At 73.7% G+C, this 15174-nt stretch carries 12 protein-coding genes; 7 read left to right on the forward strand and 5 right to left on the reverse strand.

Annotation, left to right across the window (positions count from 1 at the left end):
* Positions 1-34 precede the first annotated feature (34 nt).
* A complete protein-coding gene (locus tag C8E97_RS17025) occupies positions 35-553 on the reverse strand; it encodes an LIC_13387 family protein (RefSeq protein ID WP_147455150.1) in 519 nt (172 codons plus the stop codon).
* A gap of 57 nt (positions 554-610) precedes the next feature.
* Entirely contained in the window at positions 611-1186 is a 576-nt protein-coding gene (locus C8E97_RS17030; protein WP_121006618.1) for a TetR/AcrR family transcriptional regulator, read from the reverse strand.
* Positions 1187-1559: 373 nt separating this feature from the next.
* Here C8E97_RS17030 and htpG point away from each other — a divergent pair, with 373 nt between their 5' ends.
* On the forward strand, positions 1560-3431 hold the full coding sequence (gene htpG, locus C8E97_RS17035; protein WP_121006619.1) for a molecular chaperone HtpG: 1872 nt from the start codon (positions 1560-1562) through the stop codon (positions 3429-3431).
* A 262-nt stretch (positions 3432-3693) separates the two neighbouring features.
* Positions 3694-4089: a hypothetical protein gene (locus C8E97_RS17040; protein ID WP_211347046.1), complete on the forward strand. Its 396-nt coding sequence runs from the start codon at positions 3694-3696 to the stop codon at positions 4087-4089.
* A gap of 48 nt (positions 4090-4137) precedes the next feature.
* On the opposite strand, the gene C8E97_RS17045 is transcribed toward C8E97_RS17040, so the two are convergent.
* Positions 4138-5517: an amidohydrolase gene (locus tag C8E97_RS17045; protein WP_211347047.1), complete on the reverse strand. Its 1380-nt coding sequence runs from the start codon at positions 5515-5517 to the stop codon at positions 4138-4140.
* Between the two features lie 127 nt (positions 5518-5644).
* Between C8E97_RS17045 and C8E97_RS17050 the strand changes: the two genes are divergently transcribed.
* Together C8E97_RS17050 and C8E97_RS17055 are read left to right on the forward strand one after the other, a co-directional pair.
* Positions 5645-6610, forward strand: a complete 966-nt coding sequence (locus C8E97_RS17050) for an aldo/keto reductase (protein ID WP_121006620.1) — start codon at positions 5645-5647, stop codon at positions 6608-6610.
* A gap of 30 nt (positions 6611-6640) precedes the next feature.
* The gene (locus tag C8E97_RS17055; protein WP_121006621.1) at positions 6641-7570 is read left to right on the forward strand and encodes an alpha/beta hydrolase; all 930 of its coding nucleotides are present in this window, start codon (positions 6641-6643) and stop codon (positions 7568-7570) included.
* 54 nt (positions 7571-7624) lie between these two features.
* On the opposite strand, the gene C8E97_RS17060 is transcribed toward C8E97_RS17055, so the two are convergent.
* Together C8E97_RS17060 and C8E97_RS17065 are read right to left on the reverse strand one after the other, a co-directional pair.
* Complete coding sequence (locus C8E97_RS17060; protein WP_121006622.1) at positions 7625-8218, reverse strand: TetR/AcrR family transcriptional regulator; 594 nt, start codon at positions 8216-8218, stop codon at positions 7625-7627.
* A 115-nt stretch (positions 8219-8333) separates the two neighbouring features.
* A complete protein-coding gene (locus tag C8E97_RS17065) occupies positions 8334-10457 on the reverse strand; it encodes a YhgE/Pip domain-containing protein (protein ID WP_121006623.1) in 2124 nt (707 codons plus the stop codon).
* Between the two features lie 674 nt (positions 10458-11131).
* Between C8E97_RS17065 and C8E97_RS17075 the strand changes: the two genes are divergently transcribed.
* The 3 genes from C8E97_RS17075 to C8E97_RS17085 all read left to right on the forward strand — a co-directional run bounded on the left by C8E97_RS17075 (position 11132) and on the right by C8E97_RS17085 (position 15174).
* Positions 11132-11695: an NlpC/P60 family protein gene (locus tag C8E97_RS17075; protein WP_121006625.1), complete on the forward strand. Its 564-nt coding sequence runs from the start codon at positions 11132-11134 to the stop codon at positions 11693-11695.
* A 148-nt stretch (positions 11696-11843) separates the two neighbouring features.
* On the forward strand, positions 11844-12947 hold the full coding sequence (locus tag C8E97_RS17080) for a TIR domain-containing protein (RefSeq protein WP_121006626.1): 1104 nt from the start codon (positions 11844-11846) through the stop codon (positions 12945-12947).
* On the forward strand, positions 12934-15174 hold the full coding sequence (locus tag C8E97_RS17085; protein WP_121006627.1) for a hypothetical protein: 2241 nt from the start codon (positions 12934-12936) through the stop codon (positions 15172-15174). Before C8E97_RS17080 ends, C8E97_RS17085 begins: the two co-directional genes overlap by 14 nt.

Here is a 15174-nt window from a genome sequence, read left to right on the forward strand (position 1 = left end):
GGGGGAAGGGGTGGGCGAAGGGGAGGGGGTGGGCCTAACTGGTGGCTGGGCTTGGGTGGTTGGTGGTGGCTGGGCTCGGGGGAGTGGTGGTGGCTGGGCTCGGGGGAGTGGTGGTGGCTGATGACCAGGCGAAGGTGACGGTGGCGATGGTGAACAGGGCGATGGGTGGCGCGGGTAGCAGCCACAGGGACACGCCCAGTGCCGCCAGCGAGGCGAGCAGGGCGAGGGTGCGCAGCCGGCGTGATCGCGTGACCAGGTCCGGCGCGGAGCGGGCCACGTGCGCGCACACCAGGCCGCCGAAGATCAGCGCCACGGCCATGACCAGCGACATGCCCTGGTCGAGGTCGTACAGGCTGCGCCGCACCCCGGGGATCTCCGGGCGGTAGCCCCGCATCGCGGCGACGGCGCCGGCCTCACCGGGGTCCCCGGGCCCCAGTGCCGCCACGGCCGTGAGCGCCAGGTGGCCCACGCCGGTGACCACCCACGACCAAGCCCCGATCCGGAACGTCGTCAACACCCGCCGCTGCATGGCGGGCCCCCTCTCGTCTGCCATGCACAACTGTATGTTCGAACCATACAGTTGTGCATGGCAGACCCCGTCCGGGGCCGGCTAGGGGAGGGGGATCAGCTGCTCGACCAGGTGCTTCATGGCCGCCTGGCCGCGTGGGCCGTCCGGCGCGACCTCGGGCACCACCGCCGAGGCGGAGCGGCGGAGGTCGGCCCACCCGAGGTAGGCGGCGTAGGCGACGACGGCCTGCCGGCGCGCCACCGCGGGCGTCAGGCCCAGTTCGGCGTAGACCTCGGCGAGGAACGCGATGCGCCGCTCGATCACGCGCTCGACCACGGGGGTGATCACGGGGTGGTCGACGTGGGCCAGGAGTGAGGGCTCCAGACCGGCCACGGCCTCCGCGCCGAGCGCCGACCGGAACCCCTCGCGCAACTTGTCGCGCGGGTCGTCGACGGTCGCCAGCCGGGCGATGAGGTCGTCCGTGGTCCGCTGCTCCCACAACTCCACGGCGGCCACCAGCAACGCCTCCCGGTCCTTGAAGTGCCAGTAGAAGCTGCCGCGGGTGATGCCCAGCTCGCCGGCGAGCACGTCGACGGCGACGGCCGCCACCCCTCCACGAGCCAACGCCCGCAGCGCCGCCATGATCCAGTCCTCACGAGTGACCCGTCCCCTGCCCATGCGGGCAGAGTATTGGTTGGGCTGTATTTGATTGCCTCGGCTCCGCCGAGGCGGGCTCGGCCGCCTGGTAGTCGGCAGCTCGTGCCTGATTTTCCCGCGATCGAAAAGCGTGATCGCGGGAAAATGAGGCACGAACTCCCGACGCGGCCGAGCGGCGCGTGTCGCCTACACCGCTCGACCCGGTCGCTATCCTTGACCTGGTCGCTGCTCGGCCCGTGGTCGCCGAGCCCCCAGCGCGAGGCCGCGTCAGCCTGTCGCGCCTCATTTCCCGCCGATCATGCTTTACGATCGGCGGGAAATCAGGCGCGATGGGCTGACTCCCAGGCGGCCTCGCCCGCCGTCTGCGGAGCAGCGGCAATCCAACACAGAGAGGATGAAGGTGGAGACGCTCGAGTTCCAGTCCGAGGCGCGTCAGCTGCTACAGCTGATGATCCACTCGATCTACTCGAACAAGGACACGTTCCTGCGCGAACTGGTTTCCAACGCCTCGGACGCGCTGGACAAGCTGAGGCTGGAGACGTTCCGCGACAAGGACCTGGTGGCGGACACCTCGGACCTGCACATCGCCATCGAGGTCGACCGCGACCGCCGCACGCTGACCGTCCGGGACAACGGCATCGGCATGACGCGCGACGACGTCGTCAGCCTGATCGGCACGATCGCGAAGTCCGGCACGGCCGAGTTCCTCCAGAAGTTGGCGGAGACCAAGGACGCCGCCGCGTCGCAGGACCTCATCGGCCAGTTCGGCATCGGCTTCTACTCCACGTTCATGGTCGCGGACAAGGTCACGCTCGTGACGCGCCACCCGCGGGCCGAGGGCGTCCGCTGGGAGTCCACCGGCGAGGGCACCTACACCATCGAGGACGTCCCCGACGCGCCGCAGGGCACCGCCGTCACCCTGCACCTGAAGCCGGCCGACGAGGAGGACCGCCTCGCCGACTACACGTCGACCGCGAAGATCACCGAGATCGTGAAGCGGTACGCCGACTTCATCACCTGGCCGATCCGGATGGCGACCGAGGACGGCGCCGAGCCCACCGTGATCAACTCGCGCAAGGCGCTGTGGGCCCGGCCGTCGAGCGAGGTCACGGAGGACGAGTACGCCGAGTTCTACCGGCACGTCAGCCACGACTGGAACAAGCCGCTGGAAACCATCCGCATGCAGGCGGAGGGCACGTTCGAGTACCAGGCGCTGCTGTTCATCCCGGCGCAGGCGCCGCTCGACCTGTTCATGCGCGAGCGCAAGCGCGGCGTGCAGCTCTACGTCAAGCGCGTCTTCATCATGGACGACTGCGAAGAGCTGATGCCGGAGTACCTGCGGTTCGTCAAGGGCGTGGTCGACGCCCAGGACCTGTCGCTGAACGTGTCGCGCGAGATCCTCCAGCAGGACCGCCAGATCCAGCTCATGCGCAAGCGGCTGGTGAAGAAGGTGCTGTCGACGGTCAAGTCCCTGATGACCGACAAGCCCGAGTCCTACGCCACCTTCTGGCGCGAGTTCGGCGCCGCGGTGAAGGAGGGCCTGCTCAGCGACCCGGAGAACCGCGACGCCATCCTCGCCATCGCCTCCTTCGACTCGACCGACGACGCCGAGCGCCAGACCACGCTCGCGCAGTACGTCGAGCGGATGAAGGAGGACCAGCAGGACATCTACTACATGACCGGCGACTCGCGGGCCAAGGTGGAGCACTCGCCGCACCTGGAGGCGCTGCGCGCCAAGGGCTTCGAGGTGCTGATCCTCACCGACCCGATCGACGAGATGTGGGTCGACGCGGTGTCCGGCTTCGAGGGCAAGCAGTTCCGGTCGGTCGCCAAGGGCCAGGTCGACCTGGAGAGCGAGGAGGAGAAGGCCGAGGCGGAGGACCGCCGGAAGGACTTCGCCGACTTCCTGGCCTGGATGACCACGACGCTCGCCGAGCGGGTCAAGGAGGTCCGCCTGTCGACGCGCCTGACGACCTCGCCCGCGTGCGTGGTCGGCGACGCGCACGACCTGACCCCGACGCTGGAGAAGATGTACCGGGCGATGGGCCAGGAACTGCCGCCGGTCAAGCGCATCCTGGAGCTGAACCCGAACCACCCGCTGGTGGCGGGGCTGCGCGCGGCGTTCGACGAGCGGGAGGACCGCACCGCCCTGGCGGAGACCGCCGAGCTGGTGCACGGCATGGCGCTGTTGGCCGAGGGCGGCGACCTGCCGGACGCCTCGCGGTTCGTGCGCGTGCTGTCCGACCACCTCCAGCGGGGCTTGTGACTGCACCGCTGGAGCGGTGATCCGGCTGCCCGTCGCACCTCGTGCGGCGGGCAGCCGTCGTTTCCGGGGTAGCGGTGGCGCTTGATCTTTTATTCTCTCTATTACTTCAGTGCTGACTAATCAAAGGTGCTCATCGGGGGAATACCGGGTGGATCCCGGACCGGCATCGGTGATCGCCCTGATGCCCGCCGGACGCCTCGGGTCGTAGGTTCCGAGTCGCCCGGTCGGAAGGGGTCCGACCGGTTCTCACCGGGGGGTAGAGATGACGGGTGTGCGTCGGTGGGCGGTGGCCGCTGCCGCCTGCTACGTGGTGTGGGGCCTGCTGCACCTGGGGCTGGGGTTGTCGACGGTGGTCGGCGACCTCGCGGGTGGCTTCCCCGAGGGGGAGTTGGCGGCGGAGAGCCTCATGTTCTTCGTCTGCGCGGCCGTGTTCGGCGCCCAGGCGGTCTTCGTCGCGCTGGCGCTGAACCGGGTCAACAGCCGGGTCGGGTTCTGGCTCAACGGCGTCGTGCTGGGCGTGGTCGACGTGGCGTTCCTGGTCGTGCTGGTGCTGCCCGGCCACGTCGACCCGATCGGCGGGGCGTCGGGGCCGGTGGTCTGGTTGTTGGGCACCGGGTGCGCGGTGGTGGCGCTGCGCCGGGAGCCGGTGGGCGCGTAGCCGCTCGCGGGCGTCGTCGGGGGGTGGGCCGACGACGCCCGCGAGCGGTCATGCCTCGAACACGGTCCGGCCGTCCAGGACGGTCATCGAGACGGCCACGTGCGGCAGGTCGGCGGGCGCGAGGTCGAGCGGGTTGGCCTCCAGGACGCACAGGTCGGCGACCTTGCCGACCTCGATGGAGCCCTTCCACGCCTCGGCCCCGTCCTGCCTGGCCGGGTTGACGGTGTAGGCGCGCAGCAGCCGGCGCATCAGGGCCGGGCTCGGGTCGGCGCCCATCCACTCGGCGGCGGCGGCGATCCAGCGCCGCCAGTCGGGTTCGATGACCGGCGCGTCGGAGCTGAGGCACACCGGCACGCCGTGCTCGAACGCCCTCCGCAGCGGCCACGCGTCGCGCAGCGCCTCGTCGCCGAGCGCGGCGGCCAGCCACGGGCCGGTGGCGGCGGCGATGCCGGGTTGGGTGTTCAGGCCGATGCCCAGTCCGGGCAGCCGGGCCAGCACCTCGGGTGACACGAGGTCGCCGTGGATGAGGTAGTGCCTGCCCGCCGGGCCGTGGGCGGCGATCGCGTCGGCCATCGCGGTGACGACGGCCTCGATGGAGCGGTCGCCGGTGGCGTGCACGCCGATCTGCGCGCCCGCGCGGTGGGCGAGGTCGATCATGCGGTGGAGGTTGGCTTCGCGCTCGGCGTCCTGCGCGCCGTCGACGAGCAGGTGGCCGGAGGTGCCGTCGGCGTAGCAGCGGTGGGTCCAGGCGGAGCGCATGGGCGGGATGCCGTCGGCGAAGATCTTGACGCCGGTGACGTTGACCCGGCGCGGGTCGGTGCTCGGGAGGGGCGCGCCGAGGCCGCGTTCGAAGTCGGCCAGCGTGCTGGGTCCGTCGAGTTCGCCGAACAGGCGCAGCACGGTGACGCGCGCGGTGAGCAGCCCCTCGTCGGCGAGCGCGGCGTACTCGTCGAGGACGGCGCTGGAGAAGCAGCCGGTGCGGCCGGCGTCCTCGCCGGGTCCGAGGCCGGGTTCGGTGTAGCTGGTGATGCCGAGCGGGGCGATGATGCGGCCGGTGCGGAGGATGGCGGCGCGGCGCGCCTCGGCGTCGGCGAGCAGCGGCGCGCCGGGGCCGTCGGTGTCGCCGTGGGTTCCGCCGTCGTGGGTGTCGCCGCCCATGCCGCCGCCCATGCCGCCGCCGAGGATGGTGGTCGGCCAGATGGCGCCCAGCCACGCGCCGTGCAGGTGGGAGTCGTTGATGCCCGGCAGCACCGCGCGCCCGCGCAGGTCGACCACGCGGGTGTCGGGCCCGGTGACGTGGTCGACGTCGCCGACGGCGACCACCGTGCCGTCCGCGACGGCCAGCGCGGTGGCCTCGCGGTCCTCGCCGTCGAAGGTCAGCACCGTGCCGCCGGTCAGCACCAGGTCGGCGGTCTTGGGTGGGGTCACGCTGTCCTCCGTCAACAGGTGTAGATGAAGCGGTGCCGTCTTGCGCGCCGCCGCAGGGGGGAACTCCCGGTTTTTAGTCTATGTATGTAGACTAACCCAAACTTCCGGTGGTTAGTGAGGAGCGCTCATGGGCGAGGCACCCCGCGTCCCGGTCCGGCAGCTCGGGCCAGGCGGCCCGCAGGTTCCGGTGTTCGGGCTCGGCTCGTGGAACACGTGGGACCGGATGGACTTCGGCGACGCCGTGACCCTGCTGTGGCGCGCCGTCGACGCCGGGGTGACGCTGTTCGACGTCGCGCACTACAACATGGGCCCGCACGCCGAGCAGGCGCGCACCGACATCATCTTCGGCGAGGCGGTGCGCGCGGCGGGGATCGCCCGCGAGGACTACCACCTGTGCGGGAAGCTGTGGCTCTGGGAGTACCCGGCGGCCGGTTTCGAGCAGCAGCTCACGACCTCGCTGGACCGCATCGGGGTCGACAAGGCCGACAGCGTGGTGGTCGGCGACTACATGTCGCCGCCGGACATCCCGTCGATCGTGACCGACGTCGCCGAGCAGATCCGCGCCGGCCGGTTCGACGTGTGGGGCGTGAACAACTGGATCGCCGCCGACCTCGCGGAGGCGTTGGCGTTCGCCGAGCGCGAGGGCATGCCGGCGCCGGTCTTCGCGCAGCTGAAGTACAGCATCGCGCGCCGCAGCATGGCCGAGGGCGAGTACTACGGCGGCCACTTCGCCGCCGGTCGGCTGGCGTTGCAGGCGTCGGACGTGTTCGAGGGCGGCATCCTCGCCGGCCGCAAGTTCCCGGAGCGCAAGATCGGCGCGGACCCCGGCGGCATCCGCGACGCGATCCGGGAGACCGCGGACCGGGTCGCCGAGGTGGCCGCCCGCCACGACGCGACGGCCGCCCAGGTCGCCCTCGCCTTCTGCCTGGCCAACCCCGCCGTCGCCAACGTCCTGTTCGGTGTCAGCCGGCTGTCCCAGCTGGAGGACAACCTCGGCGCGCTGCGGCTGGCCGCGGAGCACGGCGCGGAGCTGCGCGCGGAACTCGATCCACTGTGGACGGACCGCGCGGTCGACCCCGACGGCTCCTGGTGACCGCCCGCGACGACGAGGAGGTCCCGCGCCATGCCGCTCGATCCCGCGGTCGCCGCGCTGCTGTCGGCGACCGCCGCGCCGCCCGCTGACGCGCCCGCCCGGACGCCCGCCGAGATCCGCGCCGCGTTCGCGGCGGGCGTCGTCGTGCCCGACGACCTGCCCGAGGTGCGCTCCGTCACGGACCTGGCCGTGCCGGGCCCGGCGGGCGACCTGCGGGTCCGGCTCCACCTGCCGGGGGCGGCCGGGCCGGTGCCGCTGCTGCTCTGGATGCACGGCGGGGGCTGGACCCTGGGCGACATCGAGGAGAACGAGGTCGCCAACCGCCGGGTCTGCCGCGACGCGGGTGTCGCGGTGGCGTCGGTGGAGTACCGGCTCGCGCCCGAGCACCCGTACCCGGCCGCGCCGGACGACTGCTACGCGGTGCTGTCCTGGTTGGTGGCCAACGGTTCCCGGCACGGCGTCGACGCCTCGCGCGTCGCGGTGGGCGGGGAGGGCGCGGGCGGCAACCTGGCGACCGTGCTCGCGCTGCTCAGCCGGGACCGGGGCGGGCCCCGGCTGTCGGCGCAGGTGCTGGTCTGCCCGGTCACGGCGCACCCCGACGACGAGGGGCTGGCGTCCTACGTGGACTGCGCCGAGGGGTACGGCACGTCGGCGGAGTCGATGCGGTTCTTCTTCCGGCAGTACCCTTCCTCGCCGGACGACCTGGCCGACCCGTACCTGCTGCCCTCGCGCGCGCCCGACCTCACGGGCCTGCCGCCCGCGCTGGTGCTGACGGCCGAGTACGACGTGCTGCGCAGCGAGGGGGAGCGGTACGCCGAGCGCCTGGCGAAGGCGGGCGTGCCGACGACGCTCAAGCGGTACGACGGGCAGATCCACGGCTTCTACGGCCGGTACACGGACCTGCCGGCCTCGGCGGTGTCCCACTCGGACGTCGTCGCGTTCCTCGGCTCCGTCCTCTGACACCGGGTGCGGCGCCCTCCCGAGCCGGGACGGCGCCGCACCCGGCGCGGGGGATCAGGGTCGCGTGATGCGCTCGAAGAACGTGTCCAGGTGCTGCTTGCGCAGCTTGCCGGTGGAGTAGCGCGGGCCCACCAGGCTCATGACGTTCGCACCGGCGTTCATCAGCACGATCTCGTCCACGAGCTGCTCGTCCGGCGTCGACGTGCGGATCTCGCCGTCCTCCCGCGCGCGCCGGATGTGCTCGTGCATCAGGCCGCGCCAGGTCCGCAGGTGCTCCAGGTACCGGTCGTGCAGCCGCTTGTTGGCCAACGACATCTGCCAGAACACCAGCAGCACCCGCGCCGCCGTCACCCGCTTGGCGTCCAGCGGCATCGCGCCGTAGCAGATGGCGCGCAACGCCTCCAGGCCGGAGCGGTCGGCGCTCGCGCCGGAGACGTGCGCGTGCACCATGGACAGCGCGCGGTCGAAAGTGGCCTCCACCAAGGCGTCCTTGCTGGGGAAGTACCGCTTCAGCGCGCCGTTGGCGAAGCCCGCGGCGGTGGCGATCTCGCGCATCGTGGCGGCTTCCAGGCCGCCGCGCACGATGAGGCCCCACGTCACGTCGATGATGTGCTCGCGACGTTCGTCGTGGTCGATGACCTTGGGCATCGTGCTCCTCGCAACCGGCGGTTTGTCTACGTCCGTAGTGTAACTGTGATCCGGGCTGCCGGATTCGTGATGCGGGGAGACGCCGGTCGCACCGGCGCGGTGGCCGTGCCCCGCCTCACGCGGGGAGCCGCGGCCCGCCGGTCCTCCACGCCGGCCGCCGCGCCGCCGCCCACGCCAGTGCCGCCGCCACCACCAGGTACGCGCCGAGCACCGCCGAGGCCCGCCAAGCCACGTCCGTCTCACCGCCCGTGACGGTCACCCGCAGCGCGTCCACCACGTGGGTCATCGGCAGCACGGGGCCGATCACCCGGAACGGCGTCGGCAGCGCGTCCGGCGGGTAGAGGCCGCCGCACGACACGGCTTGGACCACCAGCAGGACCAGCGCGAGCGCCCCACCGCCGACCACGCCGAACGCGCGCCGCAGCAGGCGCACGACCGCCGTGAACGCCGCCACGGCCAGCGCGAGCACGCCCACCGTGCCCGCCACCGACACCGGCCGCAGCCCCAGGCCCACGTCGACCACCGCGAACAGCAGCAGCGCGCCCGCCAACCCCACCGCGTAGACCGGCGGCCACGCCGCCACCGGGGCGGGCGCGGGACCGTCCCGTCCTGCTGGGCCGCGCTTCGGGTCCGCCCGCCCCGCCGTGCGCTTCGGGTCGGCCCGTCGTGCCGGGTCGGCTTGTCCTGCCGTGGCGCGGGCCGGCTCGGCCGGTTCGACCGTGGCGTGGGTCGGGTCCGCATGTGCTGCCACGGTGTGCACGGGGTCGGCGTGTGACGCCGTGGTGCGGGTCGGACCGGCTCCTCCCGCCGGCGGTCGCCGCGCCGCCGGTCCGGGGAACAGGGACGCCACCATGCCGAACACCCACAGCGCGAGGCCGAAGGCGAGCGGCGCGAGCCCGCGACCCTGGACCACCGCCGGGTGCAGGTGCTCCACTTCCACGTCGACCGGTCGGGCCAGGGTGCCCGCCGCCCTGGCGCGCTGCGCCGGGTCGAGCGAGGGCACGCGGTCCGCCGCGTTCGCCAGCCCGTCGACGACCTGGCGGGTGCCGTCGGCGAGGTGGCCGGTGTCCGCGGCGAGCCGGTCCGCGCCGGTCCGCGCGTCGGCCAGGCGGCGGTCCAGCTCCGCCAGCCCGTCGGCGACCCCGGCGGCGGCGCGGTCGAGGCGGTCGAGGTCGTCGCGCGCCGAGCCGAGCGTGCGCTGCGCCGCAGGCACGTTCTGCCGGATGTGGTTGACGCCGGTCGCGATGGTGCCCGCGCCGGTCGCGATCCGGCCGGTCAGGTCGGCGACCGACGCGGCGTCGGCGGACACCGTGCCCGCCGCGCGCCGCACGCCCTGGAACACCGGGTCGGCGGCCACCTCCGGGTACTTGGCGGCCAGCGCGCCCAGCCCGTCGGTGACGGTCCCGGTGGCCAGCGCGATCGTGCCGCCGTCCGCGGTGGTCTTCGCCGTGACCTCGGCGGACAGCGCGGTGATGTCGCCCGCCGTCCGGACGACGCCGGGCAGCCCGGCGGAGATCGCGTCCAGCACCGGGCCGGACAGGGCGTTGATCCGGCGCATCCCGTCGGCCACCCGCCGGGCGTCGGGCGCGAGTCCGGCGGACCCGTCGTGCAGCCCGGCGACGCCGCCCGCGAGCGACACCGCGCCCGTGTGGGCGGACTCCGCGCCGGTCTCCAGCCGTCCCGCGCCCTCCCGCGCCTGCACCAGGCCGTTCTCGATGCTGTCCAGCCCGGCGAAGGCCACCTCCGCGAACGCGCTGACCGCGGCGGCGTCGACCTGCCGGTCCAGCTCGGCCCGCACCGCCTCGGCCATCCGGCCGACCAGGTAGCCGTTCGCGTCGTCGAGCTGCACGCGCAGCGCGGCCCGCTCCGGCGTGCCGCCCGCGCTCGCGACCAGGTCGGCGCTGAAGTCCGGCGGCACCGAGATCACCAGGTGGTAGCGGCCGTCCCGCCGACCGCGCTCGGCCTCGGCGCGGTCGACGAACCGCCAGCCCAGCAGCGGCGCGTGCCGGAGCTGGTCGGTGAGCAACGCGCCGGCGTGCACCGTGCGGTCGCCCGCGGTCACCGGGCGGTCCTCGTCCACCACGGCCACCGGCACCCGGCCCAGGCCGCCGTACGGGTCCCAGGTCGCCCACAGCGCGAGCGCGCCGCACAGCAGGGGCACGAAGGCGAGGCACAGCAGCGCCGCCCGGCGCGGCGGGGTGCGGAAGCGGCGCAGCCCGCGTGCGGCGAGGTCAGGCATCTGCGGCTCCGGTGGGGTCGGCGTCGGCCCGGCCGGTCGCCGGGGCGGGGTCGGGCGTGGTACCGGTGACCCGGTCGTGGCGGGCGGCCGGGCCGCGATGGGTGGCCTGATCGGGACGGGTGGCCTGATCGCGGCGGGCGGCTCGGTCGCGGCGGGTGGCCTGGTCGGGGCGGGCGGCTCGCTCGCGGTGCCCACGGCGCGAACCTCCCGTTCGGACTATGCCCCGGTGGCGGCGGGCACGCCGCAGGACGACCCCGCCCATCCACTCGGACGAGTGAACGACCCGCGCGTGCCCGCACGCACCGACCTAGCCTGCGAGAAGCGTCCGCTGTGGATGCTCGCGGAGGACCCATGAGCGTGCTCAGAGACGAGGATGTCGAGCCCCACCCCGAACCGCCGGCGCTGCCCCTCGCGCGCGGACCACTACCGCGGCGATCGTCGCCGTCGCCGTCGCACCGCCGCCGCATCGCCGCGCCGCGCCGCCGGCACCGTCGAGCGGTCGGGAGGGCGACCGGCAGCGCCGCCACCGGGTGCGCCACCCTGCGGGAAGGCCGCGAGCCACCTCCGACTCGGCGCTGCCGATGCCCGACGCGGGCGCGGCGACCCGCCGCGGAACCCACGCGCGAGGCCCGCGCCACCCCGCCCTCGCGCACGACCCCGGAAGGGAGACCATCATGAGGAGACTGCTGTTCGCGGCGATCGGCGTGCTGATCGCGGCGGTACCGCCGGCCCAGGCGGGCGCCGAACCGCGGACCTACGGCGGCCAGGGGCCCGCGCCGAGCGCCGAGCAGGTCCGCGCCACCGTCGCCGCCGCCGAGCCGATCACGCGGGCCGAGGTCGTCGAGCGCGCCCGGTCGTGGCTCAACCCGCCCGTGCCCTACGACATGAAGGGCTACAAGGACGGCTGGCGCACCGACTGCTCCGGTTACGTCTCGATGGCGTGGAAGCTGGACTCCTCCCTCAACACCGAGACGCTGCCCGACGTGTCCCACCGGATCGAGAAGGACGACCTGCGCGCCGGCGACGTGCTCATGATCGGTGGGCCGAACACCGGCGGCGTCTACGGCCACGCCACGATCTTCGAGCGGTGGACCGACGAGACCCGCACCCGCTACTGGGCGTTCGAGCAGACCGAGCCGCAGACCGTGCACCGCGAGATCCCGTACCCGTACTTCGACAACGACACCAGGTACCTGCCCTACCGCTACAACCTGATCGTCGACGGCCCCGTTCCGTGACCGCGCGCGGTCGCGGCGTGGTCGGCGCGCCCCGCCGAGCGGTCACCTTCCGGACAGAACGCGGACAGATCCCGGCATTGGTCACATCCGACCGGGCCGTGGCGTTTGCTGTCTCCTGGGGCAACCGGGAGCGCGCGGAGGTGGCGGGGTGGCCGAAGAGGTGTCGTACGACGTGTGCCTGTCGTTCGCGGGCAGCGAGCGCGACTACGTCGAGGAGGTCGCGGGACTGCTGCGCGCCCACGACGTGCGGGTCTTCTACGACGCCTACGAGACCGTCGACATGTGGGGTGACGACCTCCACGAGCACCTGGTCGACGTCTACCGCGACCGGGCGCGCTTCTGCGTGCTGTTCGCCTCGGCGGACTACGCCCGCCGGGTGTGGACCACGTTCGAGCGCCGGGCGGCGCAGGACCGGGCGATCCACACCGCGGGGCCGTACCTGCTGCCGGTGCTGTTCGACGACGCCGCGATACCCGGCCTGCACCGCACCACCGCGTGCGTGGACGCGCGCACCACCTCGCCCGCCGGGCTCGTCCGGCTGCTGCTGGAGAAGCTCGGGCGGACCGCGCCGCCGGTCGGCGTGCCGTCGTCGGTGCTGGTCCTCGCGACCGACGAGCCCGACCCGGAGCTGGACCGGGTCCTGGACACGGCGCTCGCCCGCTGCCGCCTCACCCTGCGGCGCGACCGGCGGCGCTCCACCGACCGCCGCGTGGTGGCGGTCGTGCCGGAGTCGGTCGCGTCCGTCGTGGACGTGGTCACCGCGCTGGTGCCCGCCGTCGAGTCGGTGGCCCGTGAGCGGGGGTCGGCCGCGCCCGGCGGTCCGCTGCGCGTGGCGGTCCACTGCGGACAGGTGATCGGCTTGGACGGCGTGGACGTGGCGGGCGCGGTCGACGCCGCCGCGTCGGCCGCCGTCGGCGACGTGCTGTCCCGCGCGGACCGGGCGCGCTGCGCCGTCGCGGTGTCGCAGCGGGTGTGGGAGCGCGTGGTCGAACGCGGTCGCGGCGGCAGCAATCCGGCGGCCTACCAGCGGATCCGCCTGCCCGACGGCGCGGAGTACCACGTGCGCGTGCAGGGCTACCCGAAACCGCCGCCCGCGCGGGGCGGTCCGGACCACCCGCGCGGCGACGGCGGCGGCGGCAACGGCGGCGCGAAGTCGTACTACTTCCACGACAAGGTGGACGTGGGCCGCATCGGCGACACCTTCAACCTCGGCGACGGGTACCGGTTCGGGAGCGCCGATGGCGGCCGGTGACCCGCCGGAGGACCGCGCCGACGACACCGACCGCGCCGGCACCCGCGACACCGGCACCCGCGACACCGGGGCCACCGGGACCCGTGACACCGGGACGGCGGGCCGCTCGGACGTCCGGGACCGGGCGGGCGACGCCGACAAGGGCTTCACCGAGGCGCAGGCGAAGGCGGCCGACCCGTCCTCCGCCGGCGAGTGGCAGGACCTGCGGGCCAAGTTCGACACGGCCAAGCAGTGGCTCGGCGGCGGCACCACGAACGTCTTCTTCGGCGAGGCGCGCGTCGGCTCGCTGGGCGACCACTACGCGACGGCGGGCGTCGCCTCGGCCCACTCCGCGCACTTCGGCGTCGTGGTCAACAGCGGGCCGGTGCCCGCCGCGATGCTCGCCGACATCCGCGAGTCCTACGTGGAACCCGCGCGCTACGGCCACCTCCGCGCGGTGCTGGAGTCCCACCAGGTGGTGGTGATCCGGGCGCCCGACGGCACCGGCCGCACGGCCACCGCGCTGCGCCTGCTGGACGACCTGTGCCGCGAGGGCGTGCTCAAGCTCGACCCCGACGTGAACCTCAAGACCGTCGACGGCAGCGCGTTCAGCGGGCTGCGCGGCTACCTGCTGGAGTCCCTGGACCCCGAGCAGGCCCGCGAGCTGCGCGCCTTCCACGCCGAACGGCTGTGCGCCCTGATGAAGGACAAGGGCTGCATGCTCGTGGTGATCGCCGACGACCGGACGCCGCTGCCGGTCGAGGACATCGGCCACCTGGTGGTGGACGACCTGGGCGAGGTCGAGCCCTCGGCGCTGATCCGGCGGCACCTCGACTGGGGCCTGTCGGCGGTCGAGTCGCCGCGGGCGGGCGCGGCCGTGCTCGACCTGCCCGAGGTGCGGGAGATCGTCACCGCGCTCACCCCCGACGTGCCGCGCCGCCAACTGGCCGACCTCGGCGCGCTGCTGGTGGACGTGGCCACCGGGCGCATCGACGTCGAGGTGGTGCGTGAGCGGTACTCGGCCACCAGCCGGGCGAACTTCGTCTCCTGGTTCGACCAGCAGACCGACGTCGAGCAGCGGGCGTTCGTGATCGCCCTGGCCGTGTTCAACGACGAGCCCGTGCACCTGGTGTCCGGCGCCGCGACCATGCTGGCCGACCTGGTCAAGGAGGTCGAGCTGCCCCGGCGGGCGGACCGCGGGCGCGCCCTGTTCGCCACCCCGCTGAGCAGGCGGCTGGAGGACGCCCGCGCCGAAGTGGTGGAGGACACCGAGCGGACCCGCATCGGCAACGTGACCGTGCGCAAGGCGCGGTTCCGCGACGACCGCTACCCGGCGCTGGTGCTCGCCCACCTGTGCACCGAGTACGACCAGGGCCTGACGGTGGTCACGCGGTGGCTGCGGGAACTCGGCGGGGCACTGGGCGGGCGGGTGCGGGTCCGCGCCGGCATGGCCGCGGGTTTCCTGAGCACCTACGACTTCTTCGGCATCCACCACGAGGTCGTGCAGCCCTGGGCGGACGCCGACGACCCCTACACCCGCGACGCGGCCGTGGCGGCGCTCCAGTTCCCCTCCGACCACCCCGCGCTGGGCCGCGTCGTCCACAAGCTGCTCGACGCGTGGCTGCGCGATCGCGAGAACTGGTCGCGCCGCAAGACCGCCGCGCGGGCGCTGGGCAGCACCACCGCCGCGAGCCCGGCGGCGGTGCTCAGGCTGCTCAAGCGGACCGCCCGGCACGTCGACTGGACCACCGCGTTCATGATCGGCGAGAGCGTCAGCGACCTGCTGTGCCGGGTCGACGACCCGGTGCAGGTCCTCGACGCGCTGGTGGCGTGGAGCGACGACGACGAGTTCCCGCTGCGCCGCGAGACCGCGCTGCTCGCCGTGCTCGTCGCGAGCAACTACCTGACCGTGTCGGTCGCCGAGAGCGCCGAGAAGTGGCCCGCGCTGCTGTGGCTGGCCGAGGACGGCGAACCGGCCCGCTCGCGGGTGGTGCTGCTGTTCGCGCGGATGCTCCAGACCGCCGACTTCCTCGGTCGCGGCTACGAGCACCTGCGCCGCTGGCTGCGCCTCGCGCAGCGCGACCGCACGCTGCGCGCGCCGGTGGCGCGCCTGCTGTTCGACATCGGCACGGAGATGGACGACCTGGACAGCGTCCGCCACTACGTCGAGACCTGGGGCGCCGGCCGGGGCGGCCCGGCCGACGCGGCCCGCGCGGTGCTCGACCACTTCGACGAAGGAGCGAACTGA

It is taken from the genome of Saccharothrix australiensis (assembly GCF_003634935.1).
Classification (GTDB): Bacteria; Actinomycetota; Actinomycetes; order Mycobacteriales; family Pseudonocardiaceae; genus Actinosynnema; species Actinosynnema australiense.